We start from the raw sequence: 16,400 nt of genomic DNA, 5'->3' as shown, positions 1-16,400 counted from the left end.
ATTCAGGCTGAATAATGACAAATCAAAGCGGAGTAATTAGGGAGTAACTCATGTTAAATAGAGCTTACCAACGGGGGTTTACACTTATAGAACTCATCATCACGATTAGTGTATTAGGGGCCTTATTGCTTTTTGCTGCGCCAAACTTTTCTCAAATATTGAAAAGCTCTCGAATCAATACGGTTAAAGATGAACTTGCAGGGTTACTTATCATGGCTAAAAGTGAAGCTGTTTTTAGAAATATGCCCGTATATATTCATTTGCGAGAGCTATCTAACATAGACCCAACAGAGCGTTGCTTGGTTTTGTCCCTGTCCGACACTATCAGTGACTGTACCACTAACGCCATGTTGGTGTTAAAAGGACGAGTATTTGATGAGGTCGTCTTAGAGCAATCCTATCCACAAAACGTTATTAAGCTAGATGCTGTACGAGGGTTACCTGAATTAATTCACTCGACGTTAGATAGCGATAGCTACAGTGAGATTATGAAAATTTCAGTTGAGCCTGATAAGAAAGTTGCGTTGAAAATGCATCTAGTAGGAAGGACATACTTTTGTAGTACAGTAGGGGAGCAGTATGGATTGAAAGAGTGTTAAGTTACTCTTTATAAATTTTAATTTTAAAAAACGTCATTGAAAAATGACGTTTTACATGAATAAATCTATTTTTATTAGTGTTTTATAAAGGAAAGTAGAGCATTAGATTCCGTATAGATATCTTGTATAAGTTTCAGTTTTTTATCCAAACTTCCACTAGATTTCAGGCTCTCTTTAAAGTCTAGCTCAAGCTTATCAATACTATTGATCATAGATTATAATACTTGGAGACTTTCTAAATCTTTGCCATCAGGTAGCTTTTTTAGAATAATAGTCATAGCCTGAGATTTTATTGATCTAGAGTGCTCCAGAAGCTCAACTTGTAAAGGGTAATACTCATTACTCATTGTTACTCTCTTCCATTAAAACCTTTTGTATTGCCTCATCGAGCTTTTCCTGTATTCCTTTTGAAAGCCGCCCGAACTCATACGAGAAATTTCTCCCTTTAACGCGTTTACGTGCAAACATGCCTTTGCTATCGAATTGGACGAGGGGAGTGACTTCCGCTTTGTCTGTCCCTTTCTTCGCTTCTGCGACTTTTAGCTCATTTTTGATCGCTACAACAATTGCGTCTTTCTGGTCTTCCAGCGAATATTCAGCCTGAATATTGACACTTTAGGCTTGCAAGTTACATCTTAAATCTTATGCTTTGAATCTAATCTATATCAACCCTTTGCTATTCAATTAGTACTATAGTAACTATTGGCGTAAAAAGTAATGATTTAATAGGGCGCCATGCTGTAATTATTAATTGAATGGATGCGTGTTGTTTTCGTTGTGGAGTGAACGTGCAACAGAGCTAGACTGATGCGTAAAAGACCATATATAGATCTCTATTTTAATCACATAGAAGATAAGTTTTTAAACTCTAACCCGACAAAAGAGCTCATTAGCGATCTGCTTTATGAGTTAACTTTTCGTCGCACCACAAAAGGTGTTCAAAACCTACAAATTAAACTTCATCAGGCATTAAGACAAATTGATTCAAGAAACCATGTATTAAATGAAGGGTCTGAAGCCGATAGAAAAGAGAAACATGCTTGTCTACCGAAAGATAAAGCCACAAAGACATCATGTACGAAATCTATTACAAATGTTTTTGGCTTAACAGATGTGCCTGTTTCTTTGCGAGGTTTTGCCCAATCAATTTCTCAGATGCATAAGTTTCAAATTGATGTATTGGTTACAATCGAGCCTAGCTTGCTTCCAGCTTCTGAACGTAAACGTTTAGCTCGACTCAAGTCTAGTATTCTAAATAAATTGGGTAATAGTTCTGGCGATGTTAGCGACACTGATGTTGGCCAGAGCCAAAAGTCTCTCTACAACGCGAATAGCTCAAATAAGATCACAAGGGGAGAGGTAGAGCATAGAAAAACAATTTCTCTCGATGTGGCGAAAAGTAAAGAGTCTGCAAAGAGTAATGTCGAGAATGAGCCTCGAGTCGTTGCTGTTAAAGTAAGTCCTTTTTTAAAACAATTGCATGAGCAAAAGGTCTGTGAATCAACTTCTATATCGAATATCCACTTACCCAATGAATTAGGGCATGTTAGAGATATTTTGCTCAGAAGTAACCCAACTTTAACTGTTGGGGAGTTACCCTCCGTTAGAACTAAGTCTGTTAAGTCGCATGAACTCAACGCGCTCAAAGTTTTTTGTAAAAACCGCCTCAAGAGGCCTGTTGTTTTCACAGAGCAAGACGTTGAAAGCAATCAAGAAGCCGAGAAGTTAATTGTTGAGTCGAAAAAGGTGACAGGGGAGGAGATTAGTAGCTTCACATTATCTGATGTTTCCGACGAGTTTATTGAATTAGTAAGAAAAACTGAACATATTCATCGCTTCAAGAAGGAAAGGCTTGCTCTCTGCCATTACCCCAATCTATCTGAATTGGAGTTAAGGCTTCTTATTCGTCTAAGGAAGCAATTATCAGGTCATCAGTTCGAGCCTAAAGAAGTAAAGAAAAATCCTATCAAAAGGTATTCGGTCGAAGAGTTGAACAGTCAAGAGTTTTCAGATGAAACTCTACTCTCGGTAGTTAAATTGCCGCCTCGGTTAGCTAAAGCTCAATCAGATATTCTCACGTTCGATGGGAGTATGAGTGTTGGCAAATTATTGAAAGAAAAGAGTACCTTTTTCGGGATTAACAAAGCTGAATTGTTAGGTATAAGAATGTTCTGCAAACAACGTTTATCAGAACCCTCTAACTCAGAACCGGAAGTGGTATTTAAAGATAAGTCTGACTCATCGAAGCTGATTGCTAGTGTCTTTAATGCCGAGGAAGTGGATAGGGGAGAATGTTTCGAGCAAGAAATTGAAGATGACTTTATCGTAGAAGATAGGGACATATCTATCCAAGGCAAGTTTAGTTTGTCGCAGGCTCCTCGTTCATTTCACAACTTGATATTGAAAACTGCACATATCCATCGTTTCTACAAAGAAAAACTGATTTTAGAAAGGCTAATTTGTTGTAACGAAAGCGAAATAAAACAGATTGTGCTCTTAAAAAATTACTTCTTGAGCAAAGGTAAAACTAAAGAAGATGTCAAAAAAGAAATTGTTCCAACTAAACTAACAGCGAAACCTAAGTCACAGTTTGGTCGAAGTACTCTTTTGGAATCAATTCCTTTACCTAGCGAACTATCGGAAATAAAAAGCCTAGTAGACCTGAATCTAAGCATACATCCCACTGTCGGTGATTTTTTGGCTGCAAATAATGAAATGTTCACGCATGTTGATAAGAAGGCGGTGAAGGTTTTAAAAGAGTTTTACCAAGCTGGTTTGATTGAAGAATCTAATGAAGACAAGTTAACTGGGAAAGAGGCTTTCTACAAACTTCCGAACGAGAAGTTCGCTATTGTTGATGCTCCTCCTGGTTGTGGAAAAACGCACAGTATCATTAATAAATTGGATTCACACCTTGCTCAAATAGAACAGTTTTATGATGCGCGGAAAGTACTAGTTTTAAGTTTTACGCGCAACGCTGTAAATGAGTTGAAGCAAAGAATCGCTGATTTTAGAAGTTCTTCAGCTCAGAAGAACATAGATTTAGTTCGGGTCATGACTTTTGATGCATTTGCTTACCGAGTGTTAAGTGACAGCACCGATATTGGTCCTTCTGATGACTTTGATGCCAATATAACAAAAGTCAAAGCACTGCTAATCGATGGATATAAGGGCGGAAGCTCTCTTATTGACGAGCTTAGATGGATTTATATTGATGAGTACCAAGACTTAGTTGGTTGCAGGGCAGATTTAGTTATCGAGTTAACTAAGTTGGTAAAGCGTCGAAAAGGGGCAGTAAACCTGCTTGGTGATCCTTGCCAGCAGATTATGAACTTCCAGCTTAAGAAAGGCTCTAGCAAAACCACTAATGAAAAGTTCAAATTCGAATTTGAAAAGCTCGCTGCTAGTAAGCTAGTAAAAGTGGAACTAACAGAAAGTTATCGTTTTAAAACTAAGGAACAGAGAGTAAGAGTCGAACAGTTGAGAGCCCAAATGCTTGGCCTCGGCTCTTCTATAGATGGTAGGGATTTTGCGGGCTTTGTTGGTTTAGCGAATGTACAAGAGGGTAGTGCTCTTCTTTGTTCTCGGAACATTGACTGCTTGTTAGCGAAGAGGCTTCTAACTAAAGCAGGAAAAAAAGTTCATATCAATCAGGGAGCTGACCGAATTACAGTTCCTAGCTGGCTGTTTGATGTGTTTAAAGGTTGGAAACAAACCTCTATGTCACGTTCTACGTTTATTCAGCGTTGCCAGCACAATGTATGTTCTTCAGGAGAAAAGGAATGGAAATATCTTGAAAAACTGGGGGCATGTGACGCAGATAAAGTAAAAGTTGAACTACTGGTTCGAATTGTTGAAGAAAGAGGCGGAGTGACGTCAGATCTAGACTCTCGGACAATAATGATTAGTACTGTTCATAAGGCTAAAGGGTTGCAATACCCTCAAGTTATATATCAGACCGATGAACATATATTTGAAAAGAAAAGCGAATCTCTCAACGAGTTTTATGTTGCAGTTACGCGAGCGCAAGAGAAATTTTCTTTCTTAGAAAAGAGCCGTTGGCCCAAGTTGAAGAAAAACAGAGCTAAAGCTCTTTATAAACATGAAGGAAGCTATTTTCTAGAAGGAGTTCGTGAAATAGAGCTTAAAAGCTTTTTTCCTGATGCTAGTAGTTTGTGCAGCAGTGACATGGAATTTCTAATGTCCTCCGAGGCTAAATTTAAAGTTACGTATCTCGAGGGAAAAGCATTTGTTGTTTCAACTTTACCAAATGGTAAGCAAGTTAAGATTTATCGATTGCCTCGACTCGAATACTGTCGTGAGCTTAAAGGGCCTAGTTATGTTCCAAAGGAAGTTGTCCCTGACCATTTTGCAACGTTTGTTTATGTTGGTGAATCACCCCGTTTAGAAAATATATTGGGGCCTACCTGTTTTATTAAAGTTCCTGTTTTTGAAGGTTTTTGGAATGCAAAAGATTTATAAAAATGAGCATGAAGAGTCTCGAGCTCTCTTCCTTGATGAAGTTAAAAGACAGATGGTTGGTCCTTTTGAAGATGAAGAGCTATTGGAAGATGATGCTCCGTGGGACCGTTATCACACAGGAATCCTTGTTCCTGCAGGACAGAAAGTGTCTCTGGCTGAGTATGAGGAAGAACAGCTACCAGACCCTAGCGAGAATGATGGTTTTATGGACCTAGCTAATGCTGCTGCTCAAAGTGCTTTGGGATTCACATGTTATCTAGAAAAATCCATAGAACAGATTAGTTTAAATATGAGCTGGGCCACGTATAGTGAAGTTGGTAAACGTGCATGGCAAAGAAAGCCATTTAATAAAACTATTGAGTTAGATAAAACCGCTATTCAAAAAACACATTCGATTATTGAAGTTGAGAGTGTCATCGTTAGCCTTAAGTCTAAGGATATGGGAGATCGTTATGCGCTCACCTTCACTTTAGTCAATAGAAAGAATAAATCCGCGAGTTACGGTGAGGGGTATCTTTACCAAGCGGAAATGTCTATTTTTTCAGAGTGTGGGTTAAGCTCAGCTCCTTTAAAGGACAACATTGCAAAAAATGACCCAGAGTTTTGGCAACATGAGTTGATCTATAGAGACTATGTTCATTACGCCACTGGGCATGGTTGTGCGGTTCAATGGGAGGGAAAGAGCCCTAAGTTGATAAGCACAACTTGGATTCCAACAAGTGAAGTATATAAAGCATCTCCTGAAATTTCTGAACTCAATGATACAAAGTTGCTTTCCATGGAATTTTTAGGCAATCAGCCGAAAGACCTCGTTATTCAAGAGTTGGAAAAACTACCTTCTTTATATTCGAAATGGATAGAGTCACAAGCTAGATCTTTAAATAACGTTGGAAATGCTTTTAGCGGTGACCGAAAAGAAAAAATGCTTTCAATAGCAAACCTCAATTTAGAGAATTGCCGAGAGCAATGCAAACGAATTGAAGAAGGGATTAAGTTATTGAAGAACCACAAAAATAATAAGGTTTTTAAATCCTTTCAACTTGCGAACTTAACTATCAGAGAAAACATAAAAATGAGTGTTTTGAAAAAAGGCAAAACATTTGATTTTGAGCCTAGTTGGCGCCCATTTCAGATAGCTTTCATTCTTTTGGCATTACCATCTACGATAGATCCGCAACATAAAGATCGTGATGTAATGGAACTTATATGGTTCCCTACAGGTGGTGGTAAGACGGAAGCATATCTTGGTTTGACGGCTGTCTTATTTTTCTTTAGATACTTGACAGCTTCTAGTGAAGAAGAAGCTGCCGGCACGGCAGTTATTACTCGATACACCTTGAGGTTGCTTACGATACAACAATTCGAAAGGGCAGCTTTGATGATATGTGCTGCTAATAGAATCAAGTCTACAGTCGAAGAGATCAAAGCTTATAAGGATTTTGATATTGGGCTGTTTGTGGGTGGTTCTGCCATTCCGAATAAAATGAAAGAGGTTGCCGTTGTACTCGAATCAGATGGGAGTTCAGAAAAGACAACGTTGCCGTTGAAGCGTTGTCCTGCTTGTGGAGGCACACTATCTACGGCAAACCAAAAGATAGAACAAAATAAACTTATCACGTGGTGTAGCAGCGAACTTTGCGATTACAACAGCAAAGATAAACCACTGCCGATCATTATCGTCGATGAGCAAATGTATGATACTCCGCCTACATTTGTTATCGGTACGGTAGATAAGTTCGCAAATATGCCGTTCACACCGGAAATGGGCCGATTATTGGGCCGCTATACTAAAGCGGCTCCGTTACAACTTATCATTCAAGATGAGCTGCACCTAATTAGTGACGCATTAGGCACTGTTACAGCACTGTTTGAAACAGCTATTGACCATGTGGCTTCGATGAAAGGAGCAAAAGTGAAAATAGTTGGTTCAACGGCAACGATAAGAAGAGCTGAAACCCAAGTACGTAAGTTATTTGATCGTAAATCCATGCAATTTCCATCTCCTGGAATTCATGTTGACGACTCGTTTTTCTATCAAAGTGATAGGAAAAATCCAGGCCGTATGTATGTAGGTATTCATGCCCAAGGCCGATCGCCAAAGCATACCTTGTCTCGTTTGGCTGGTAACTGTTTGCAGGCTACTGAATATACAAATGAAAAAGTTAGAGACTACTTTTACACATTAGTTATGTATTTCAACAGTATGCGGGAGCTTGGGGGATCCCTTCTTTTGTTAGAAGATGATATCCCGAAATACATCGGTGCTCTCAGTATTGACGAGGGAATTAGACGTAGAAAAATAAAAAGATTTAGTGAACTGACTAGTAAACTCACATCAGACGAAGTCCCAGAAGTGTTAGAAGAGCTAGACGTAAGTTGGCCTGTAGACATGTCTAATGATAGAGAACCAATCGATGCTGTATTAGCCACGAATATGATTTCTGTTGGTGTTGATGTGTCGCGTTTAGGAGCCATGATAGTTAACGGTCAGCCAAAGAACACTTCCGAATATATTCAGGCCTCTAGTAGGGTAGGCCGAGAAACTGGCACTGCTGGGATCGTGTTTACTCTGTACAACTGGACGCGCTCTAGAGACCGTTCTCATTACGAAAAATTCTTTACTTATCATAGCTCTTTCTATCGACATGTGGAGTCCTCTAGCGTTACACCATTTGCTTCTAGAGCGAGAGATCGTGCTTTACATTCCGCATTAATTGCAATGGTTAGGCTGTGTATACCGGAGTTTTCTGAGAATGACAGTGCAGGAAGAATCATAGAGCAAGATCTACGAACAAAGGTGCGCGAGTTAATCGATGTCATTTGCGATCGAGTAGAGCAGACAGAGCCAGAAGAGGTTGACGACACAAAGATTCACTTGAATGACATTCTCTTTGACTGGAAAAATAAAGCTGAGAGAGCATGCGGGAAACTCAAGTGGACAGCCAATGGGAAGAAGGATCAAGACAATTTCTTAATCAAATCTAAAGAGTTAGGAGATGACCCATGGGAGATGCAACGCTCGGTGAGAGATGTTGAAGGGCAAGTAAAAATTAGTATGTATATTCGGGATACTGAATAATGAGTAGCTTTAGAAACAAAAAAAGACTAGCGCCAAAGAAAAAATACCCAGAAGGCATGATTAATCTGAGCCAGAGTATCAATACCTTTGGTATCGGATCCATGCTTGAAATTCGCTCTCAAAAGGGGCAGCAAACGAGGACGACATCTGCCATTGTATGCGGGTTAGATTCTTGGCCTGTAGATAGGCTCCCTTCCGTTAGTGAGCCAGATCTTTGTAAGCTACTTGGTGTAGACGAATTGAAATCACCGCCGAGTGGGGATGATAATACTTATGTTCCAGCGAAGCGATTCCCTAGGTGGTTAGAATGTAGTCAATGTCATCGCTTAGGGATTATAGGTAAACAATTTGAAGAAAAACAAGACGGTATACCAAGCTGTGCCAGTAACAATTGCTCTGGGTGGGGAATTCCGACTCGTTTAGTTAGTGTATGTTTCAATCCTGGAAAGCAAGGCGGCGTATCAAAACACCACCTAGATGATTTTCCGTGGGAATATTGGGCCCATAAAAATAGTAAGTTTTGTGAGCAACCTCGTTTATGGCTTGAGTCAAAAGAGAAGAAGACAGGCCTCGATGGCCTAGTCGTACACTGTGATTGCGGAGCTAATAACTCTTTAAGTGGTGCTCTAAGTGAAAAGGCTCTCGAGAGAATATCTTGTAGAGGAAATCGTCCTTGGCTGCGTGAGCCTGAGGCATGTAGCCATCATGTTAGAGGTCTTTTGAGAGGAGCTTCGAACGTTTATTTCCCTGTAACAGCATCTACAATTTCGATTCCTCCAAATTCGAGTCGACTATTGCAGCTATTAAATCGAGCTGAATTCAAAAACTTTACACAACTTTATTTGAAGGGGGCGTTGACTGCAAAAAACGTAGTAGAGATGGTTGCCAAGTTCCCAGACTTTTCTTCATTTGACGATGAGCAAGTTGAAAAAGCATTAGAAGCGTTAAAGAACTCTGTAAGATCTGCTCGCACAGAAGCTGAGCGCAAAGCAGAAGAAAGGGAAGCATTGCTAGTCAATTATCCAGAAGATGATTTTGATGACGATAGCCAAGGAAGTGATGATTTTGAATTGGAGGTAATTTCTTCCAATGAAATTGGTGAGGTGAATCAAAGTGCGGCAAAGATTATTGAGCAAGTATCACTAGTTCATCGATTACGTGAGGTTATTGCGTTTCGTGGTTTTACTCGCTTAGAAAGCCCAATGACTTCAAATAGATTCGCATCAAGATGTGCACCGATTTCTATGGGCTTTAAAGGGTGGTTACCAGCTATAGAGAATAAAGGCGAAGGCATTTACATAGAAATTGATCAGAAAGCACTAGCTATTTGGGAGAAACGTCCCGAAGTTATAGAAAGAGTGGGGTTATTATCACGAAACTATCTGCGTTCTAGTCAAGGAAATGCTATGGATGGCGATGTTCTTGAACCTACAGCAAGATTAGTCATGCTACACACTCTATCGCACCTATTGATCAGGCAATTATCGTTAGAATGTGGATATTCCAGTGCCTCATTGAAGGAGAGAATATACTGTGCAGACGATTACTGCGGAGTATTAATTTCAACAGCATCGGCTGCCTCAGATGGCACTCTTGGTGGCTTGGTAAGACAGGGTAAACCAAAGAATTTTGTGAACACATTAATCAATGCATTACGTGATGCGGAATGGTGCTCGTCCGATCCTTTATGTATTGATAGTGAAGGTCAAGGTAGTGAAGCTCTTAACCTTGCAGCGTGCCATGCATGTGCTTTAGTTTCAGAAACATCTTGTGAGTTGAGGAATATGTTTTTGGACAGAGGATTGGTTATAGGTACTTTAGATAAACCATCTATAGGGTTGTTTTCTGATTTGTTAGTTTAAAAAAGCGCCTGCTGGCGCTTTTTTATGATTTAAACACCACCCTCAGGAGTAAGTGGTAACTTACTTGTGTTTGTCTAAAACTTGGGCAATTGCGACATCTAATGCTTCTTGCACACTTTTTGATAACCTTCCAAACTCATATGAGAAGTTGCGACCCTTAACGCGTTTACGTGCAAACATGCCTTTGCTATCGAATTGGGCGAGGGGAGTGACTTCCGCTTTGTCTGACTTTTTCTTTGTTTCTGCTACTTTTAGCTCAGCTTTGATAGCAGAAACAATGGCGTCTTTCTGATCCTCAAGCGAATATTCAGCCTGAATATTGACAAGACTTTTTTCGATCTTCTTTACGAAGTCAGTAAGTTGTTTTTTGTCTTCGCAGGCCTTCATTACCTTATCGAGTAGGGCATAATCTGGGTGTGAAAGGGCATTTACAATCGGAAATAGCTTAACCAGCTTCTCGTCGATACTGGCCGCTTTCATCGCTTTACTTACACCGGCTTGGCTAAGCCCAACTTGTTTCGCAATCTCAGCCTGAGTTATCTCTTTGTTGGCCGATTTGATGGCGATGCATTGTTGTCCAATTTCACGCAGGTTATGTTCTTTGGCAGTTTGTAGCTGCTTGGCCAAAGCCTTAGCATCACTTACAGAGATTTCATTTTGAGTAACAAGGATACGGAATGTTTTAACTCGACCTTCTTGAAGTAAGAACCAAGCTCGACGGCGAGAGCCATCTAACACATCAATCTTGCCATCGATTTGCCGACCTACAGCAGGGTAGAACTGTTGAAACTCAAGGGAGTTCAAGTCAGATAGAGATTCTGCCGTAAGAAGCGATTGATCGCGTCCGTTCACATCAAAGGTAACAAACGTCTCATCACGAACTTGTTCGTATGACAGGGTCACTTCATTGAAGGTCGCGCTATTCCCCGACGCTAACTGCCAAACCACGCTTTGACCGACAGACTCAATTCCAAACTGTTCTCGCAAAAACTCAGCTGCATTAGTGCCGGCTTTATCCAATTCCACTGTTAGCTGTTGCGTTAATGTGGTCAGGTTCGCTTTTGCTGCTGACTGTTGAGCCTCAACTGCGCCTGGTGTATTACCTAGTGGACTACCACCACGTTTTTTTGCCATTATGCTTGCTCCTGTTCGCGCCAAACACTCAAAATATCTCGTTGAATTTGGCTAATTACTTCATAACCATTTTGCTGCGCCGTTTGGAAAGTGGATTTGCTTTTCGGGTATTCGCTTTTTGACATATCGAAAACGGTGGCAAGTAAGGAAGAAGCTTGTCTAATCGCTTCGCTATGCTTGAATTCTTTGGAATATAAGTAAGGCGCAAAATGTTCATAAAGGCTATTCATCAACTCGGTAGTCGTTGAGCTATCACGATGGTTTGTCAGTAATATCTTCATGAAATCATATCCTTGATGATTCGCATTGGCTAACAACGCCCAAACTTGTGGGATATAGCTAAAGTATGAGCAAGTAGCATCGATGTCGTTTTCGGTAATTGATAACGGGAAAACAACACTTGTTGCTGCAAAGTACGCATTGTAAGTCGCGTAACCTAGAGAAGGCGGCGTATCAATGATGATGATGTCGAATTCATCTTTTACTGCATCGATGATGTCGGCCAAAATAGAGTAGGGGGATGGTAGCTTATGTGTGAATACTTGTTCATGAAACCACCCTTCAATTGCTCTGTCACTTTGCGAAGCAGGAAGAATACGTAAGTTGGGGATGGTGGTTTCTAAGAACGCTTCAGATACCGCTTGCTCGAACGTTTCATCCTCGTCTAAGTCAAAGTTACGCATAATGAGATCGCCCACAGAAAGGTTGCCTTCCTGGTCAGCTTCTGGCGCGTAATACATAGATAGAGTCGCCTGGCCATCCATATCGATTAACCCTACTCGATATTCTTGGTGAAACTCCGTCGCTAAGCCCGATGCTACAGTTGCGGCAGATACTGTCTTACCAACACCACCTTTTTGGTTTTGGATTACGATAACTTGCGTTGACTGCTTTTCACCACGCTGGAATTTCGGCTCTTTACGTAAGGTTTCAGGTAATAAGTCTCTTACACGATACATTTCTTCTATATCAATCGACCATTGAGAGTCCTCATGGCGACGCGGGTCGATACCTGCAGAAGTAACATATCGATCAAGAGTTTTAGCATCAATAGCTAAATAGGTGGAAGCTTCTGCTCGAGTGAAGTTGCGCAGCTCTTTGCGGTGATTCGCGAGTAATCGTAAGTTTCGACGCTTGATATAAGCATCAGCCCCTTGTTTAAGCGATTGAAAGCTCTGGGTGGTCTGTTGAGTATCCATTTCTGCCTCCGTGTAGGAATTGGAAATAGTATATCCCTTAATTTTTAAGGTGTGTAATGAAAAGTAATGGAATGTCGAAAATTTGAGAGGGTGGTAGGGAATAACTTAATTTTGGTCAATTGCTGAGGTGTTTGATTAATGTACGATGAAATATCAAATGAAAAGTCCTATGAGGTTTGACATGTCTAGAGCGATTCGAGAACTTAAAAAGTCCCAAGAAGTACGTAGGGCTACAGCTGAAGAGATTGCTATAAGGGAACGAGATGCCTTGGCTAAGCACCCCGATTTAGCCGCGCAAAAACAAGGCCGAGGTTCTGGAAGCTTTAGAGAAGGGGGAATTCATGACTCTGGGAGGAGCTACTTTAGTAAACGATAATAAGGTAGAGCACCCTCACACGATGAGAAATACTTACGGGGCTACTCTTTTTGAATTGCAATAAGTTGAGTATTATATAAGCAGCAAGATAAAGCCACAATGCCAATAATTTCCAAGCAAGTTAATTTGAAGGCTACCTTAAACATAAGGTTAATCAACTCAATTTAAATTCATACCGTACAGGGTACTCTGCTTTGGCGCTGTCAAAAAAATACTATAGAGAATTCAAATGAACGAATTTACCCAAGCAAGGCTCGAGCTAATTCATTACTTAAGAACACAGCTTATTGGACCTGTAGGAGGGGAGCAAGAGAGGTTAAAAGATGCTCCTCATAAACGTTACCTTATAGGGACTCTCTTTCCTGCTGCTGCTTGTATCGATGATACAAATGACGACAAAGATGATGATTCAACTACCGAAGCTCTCGCCAATGATTTTAAACCATCATCAATGGCTATATCTTTCGCTATCCAAGCAAATACATCGTTGCGGCTGAATATTACAGCAGGCTCTTATACCAAAGGGAAAATGCTTGAGTGGCAACGCTCTGAACTATCTCATGAAGAAGATCTACAAAAAGTAGTATCTCGAAAGAGTGAAATACTTGATGGACGCGCACGTCTAGATATTACGGTAAGACCTATAACCTCTGGAAAGGTTGTAACCATCGCAATGTCAAACAATGCAAGCTCAGGTGAGCGGTTAGATCCTGAAAAATGTTTATACCAGTGCGGTATCAAGGTCTCTGTTTTAGAGGGTAATATCAGAGAGTACCCAAGTAGTGAACGATTCAAACTCGATGATGAGCAGCAGGAACTGAACTTAGCTTATAGAAAACGGGTTCCTTGGGCTGTTGGGCATGGTGTTGCTGTTGATTGGTCTTTTGATGGGGAAGCAAGCCCAACCCAATTATACACTGAGGCGATGCCTACTCATGAAGTGAAAGACTTTAGTACAGAAATAGATCAGAGTAAGTACCCAAACCTCAGCAGTAACATTCTTAGCATAACGAGAATAGCGGATGTTGATGCGGCAACTGATCAACAACTACTTTCTGGATATCAAGAACTTATTTTAGCCTACCGAGCGTGGATTAATGAGCTTGATAACGAAGTTTTAGATGGTAGATATCTTGCAGCGAAAGAGCGCATTATCCAGAGATTGAAAAGTGCAGCTCAAAGAATGGAGGATGGAATTAAAGGACTACAAAACTCTTCATTAGCAATGGAATCCTTCCGTATCGCTAACAAGGCTATGCTGATGCAAATGCTACATTCTGGGAAAAAGTATGCCGGAGAAGCTAAGTCAAAGGACTTTGAGTATGTAAGCCCGGATTACTTTGCTGATGATGTTGTTGAGAACTTCAAATGGCGCCCATTCCAGTTAGCCTTTCAATTGCTCGTTTTAGAATCTCTTATTCCGAACAAAGATACTGGTGATTTGCCTAAATCTCATGAAGAAGTAGATCTTCTGTGGTTCCCTACTGGTGGTGGTAAAACCGAAGCCTACCTAGCCGTTGCTGCATGGGAAATGATATACCGTCGCTTGACTAAAGGGAAACGTGGCGCAGGCACTGCAGTTATTAAACGCTACACATTACGCTTGCTAACATCTCAACAGTTTCAAAGAGCTGGAAGCTTAATCTGCGCTTTAGAAAAATTACGCGAAAATGATTCTCGATTAGGCCAAGAGCAGTTTTCTCTTGGCCTATGGGCAGGTATGGATAGCACACCTAATAGTTATAAAGATGCTCATAACAAGTTTGTGATCACTCGCGACGACCCTGAACCAGAGAATAGTTTCCAATTACAAAATTGCCCTTGGTGCGGTACTGAAATAATACCGAAGGTTTATACCTCTGAGCATCTTTCATATGGTATTCGCTCAAATCCTGATAACAAGTTTGAATTTTTCTGCCCAAATGAAGGGTGTGATTTTCATCACCACTTACCTATACAAGTTGTGGACGAGGCCTTATATGCTTCTCCACCTAGTCTTCTAATAGGAACGGTTGACAAATTTGCTCGCCTAACTTGGAAGGCTGAAGCTGCGGCTTTCTTCGGAGATAAAAAAGTACTACCTCCAAGCCTTATAATTCAAGACGAATTACATCTAATTTCTGGTCCTTTAGGCACCATTGCTGGTATTTATGAAGCTGGTTTTGATTCTATCATTGAGGTCCTTGGCCAGAAGCCTAAGGTAATAGCTGCAACTGCGACGATTCGTGCGGCAGAGCAGCAAAGTGTACGTTTATTTGGCAGAAGAGTTAACGTGTTTCCTCCATCAGGGACAGACCAAGCCGACTCTTTCTTTTCAAAAGAAGAACTTGATAAACCAGGCCGAATGTATGTTGGTGTAATGCCCAGCGGGCATACAGGGCAAACTTCACTTGTTCAAACAAGTGCTGCCGCTCTTTTAGCTCCTTTTGAGCTAGGGTTTGAGTATGAACTACTAGATAGTTACTGGACCCTGCCGATTTATCACAATAGCCGCAGAGAACTAGGTAAAACTATGACCCTAGGACGCGACGATATTCCAGAACGTATCAAAGTCATTTCCAATAATATGCATGATACTCGTAAGATTGAAAGCGTCGAGGAACTTAGCGCAGGTGTCAAAGGCTCCAAAATACCGGAAGTACTAACGAAACTAAGTAAGTCTTTTCCTGATGCTGTCGATATATTACCGTGTACGAATATGATTTCTGTCGGTGTGGATATTGAACGCCTTGGTATGATGGTGATTGCTGGACAGCCGAAAGCTACTGCTGAATATATACAGGCTTCAAGCCGTGTAGGACGAAGTAAAAAACGTCCTCCTGGCATTGTGATCACTCAATACTCTCCGACTAAGCCACGAGATCGCTCACACTACGAAACTTTCAAAAGCTATCATCAAGCCCTATATCGTTACGTTGAACCTACTAGTATTACCCCTTGGGCTAAACCAGCACTTGAACGGGCTCTGCATGCTGCTCTAATTTCAGTCGTCAGAGTTACGGGTTACCTAAGAAAAAATGAAAACGCGAGGCACCTAGATGTGTCCCATTCTGACTTCAAAACACTCTTGGCGGTATTTAAAAAGCGTATCGTAAAGGCTATGGACGGTATGCCACAAAAGGAGCAAGACGAGACTCTAGAATACCTTCAATCTCTAGTCGACATATGGCAGGAACGTTGTGATAGAACGTCTAAGCCTTTAAGCCACTACACGGGAGAAAAGCAATTTCAACCGTTAATCCAACCTTATGAAAGTGCGCAACATGATGAAGCGTGGCGTACCCTAAATTCAATGAGAAATGTCGATACTGAAACCTGTTTGTTTATTAGAGGAGAGAACTAATGGCAGATTCAAACCGCGCTTACCGTAGTTCTCAATTGATTTCACCTTTTGGCCCAGGTTCTATCATTGAACTTGGTGACGAATCTCTTGCATTAGCAGACCCGATTTATTGGCCTAAAAGGCTTGAAGAGATAAAACTTGATCGTTTATCTCGCGAAGCTGGCGTATGGGCTTTGAAAAAACCGCCGGTAATCAAGAATAAGAGAGATGAGGTCGGTCCCCATAATGCTTTAATGACAGTCCGTTTCCCGAAATGGATGTTCTGTCCACGTTGTAAACGCATGGAACTTTGGAAAAAAGAAACCGGTAAGCTCAACGCAGATGGA

At 40.9% G+C, this 16,400-nt stretch carries 7 protein-coding genes and 2 pseudogenes; 6 read left to right on the top strand and 3 right to left on the bottom strand.

Annotated elements, in window-relative coordinates:
• The first annotated feature begins 50 nt into the window (after positions 1-50).
• Entirely contained in the window at positions 51-599 is a 549-nt protein-coding gene (locus tag NL626_RS22015; protein ID WP_253657734.1) for a Tfp pilus assembly protein FimT/FimU, read from the top strand.
• 339 nt (positions 600-938) lie between these two features.
• Here the strand turns inward: NL626_RS22015 and NL626_RS22010 are convergent.
• Positions 939-1,211: pseudogene (locus NL626_RS22010) on the bottom strand (ParB family protein); the annotation flags it as partial.
• Positions 1,212-1,406: 195 nt separating this feature from the next.
• Between NL626_RS22010 and NL626_RS22005 the strand changes: the two are divergent.
• The 3 genes from NL626_RS22005 to drmB are packed head-to-tail and all read left to right on the top strand — an operon-like array spanning position 1,407 to position 10,022.
• Positions 1,407-5,081 (top strand): UvrD-helicase domain-containing protein, encoded by a 3,675-nt coding sequence (locus tag NL626_RS22005; RefSeq protein WP_253657733.1) that lies wholly within the window; start codon positions 1,407-1,409, stop codon positions 5,079-5,081.
• Positions 5,065-8,160 carry a helicase-related protein gene (locus NL626_RS22000; RefSeq protein WP_253657732.1) on the top strand — a complete coding sequence of 1,032 codons (3,096 nt, stop codon included), beginning with the start codon at positions 5,065-5,067 and terminating at the stop codon, positions 8,158-8,160. Before NL626_RS22005 ends, NL626_RS22000 begins: the two co-directional genes overlap by 17 nt.
• Complete coding sequence (gene drmB, locus NL626_RS21995) at positions 8,160-10,022, top strand: DUF1998 domain-containing protein (RefSeq protein ID WP_253657731.1); 1,863 nt, start codon at positions 8,160-8,162, stop codon at positions 10,020-10,022. The genes NL626_RS22000 and drmB overlap by 1 nt, the downstream gene beginning before the upstream one ends.
• 60 nt (positions 10,023-10,082) lie before the next feature.
• Here the strand turns inward: drmB and NL626_RS21990 are convergent, their stop codons facing one another.
• Positions 10,083-11,156 carry a ParB family protein gene (locus tag NL626_RS21990; protein ID WP_253657730.1) on the bottom strand — a complete coding sequence of 358 codons (1,074 nt, stop codon included), beginning with the start codon at positions 11,154-11,156 and terminating at the stop codon, positions 10,083-10,085.
• Positions 11,156-12,355 (bottom strand): ParA family protein, encoded by a 1,200-nt coding sequence (locus NL626_RS21985; protein ID WP_017449270.1) that lies wholly within the window; start codon positions 12,353-12,355, stop codon positions 11,156-11,158. Before NL626_RS21985 ends, NL626_RS21990 begins: the two co-directional genes overlap by 1 nt.
• Positions 12,356-12,960: 605 nt before the next feature.
• Between NL626_RS21985 and NL626_RS21980 the strand changes: the two genes are divergently transcribed.
• Together NL626_RS21980 and NL626_RS21975 are read left to right on the top strand one after the other, a co-directional pair.
• Positions 12,961-16,074: a helicase-related protein gene (locus NL626_RS21980; RefSeq protein WP_253657729.1), complete on the top strand. Its 3,114-nt coding sequence runs from the start codon at positions 12,961-12,963 to the stop codon at positions 16,072-16,074.
• A pseudogene (locus NL626_RS21975) lies at positions 16,074-16,400 on the top strand (hypothetical protein); the annotation flags it as partial. The gene NL626_RS21980 and the pseudogene NL626_RS21975, both read left to right, overlap by 1 nt.

The organism is Vibrio sp. Y58_MX_L22, from assembly GCF_024181865.1.
Lineage (GTDB): Bacteria > Pseudomonadota > Gammaproteobacteria > Enterobacterales > Vibrionaceae > Vibrio > Vibrio alginolyticus.
The sequence above is the reverse complement of the archived record's forward strand: the minus strand, read 5'-3'. Positions and strand labels throughout refer to the sequence as shown.

Coding starts and splice junctions, on each gene's coding strand:
- NL626_RS22015 (WP_253657734.1), top strand. CDS start 51: ATGTTAAATAGAGCTTACCAACGGGGGTTTACACTTATAGAACTCATC.
- NL626_RS22005 (WP_253657733.1), top strand. CDS start 1,407: ATGCGTAAAAGACCATATATAGATCTCTATTTTAATCACATAGAAGAT.
- NL626_RS22000 (WP_253657732.1), top strand. CDS start 5,065: ATGCAAAAGATTTATAAAAATGAGCATGAAGAGTCTCGAGCTCTCTTC.
- drmB (WP_253657731.1), top strand. CDS start 8,160: ATGAGTAGCTTTAGAAACAAAAAAAGACTAGCGCCAAAGAAAAAATAC.
- NL626_RS21990 (WP_253657730.1), bottom strand. CDS start 11,156: ATGGCAAAAAAACGTGGTGGTAGTCCACTAGGTAATACACCAGGCGCA.
- NL626_RS21985 (WP_017449270.1), bottom strand. CDS start 12,355: ATGGATACTCAACAGACCACCCAGAGCTTTCAATCGCTTAAACAAGGG.
- NL626_RS21980 (WP_253657729.1), top strand. CDS start 12,961: ATGAACGAATTTACCCAAGCAAGGCTCGAGCTAATTCATTACTTAAGA.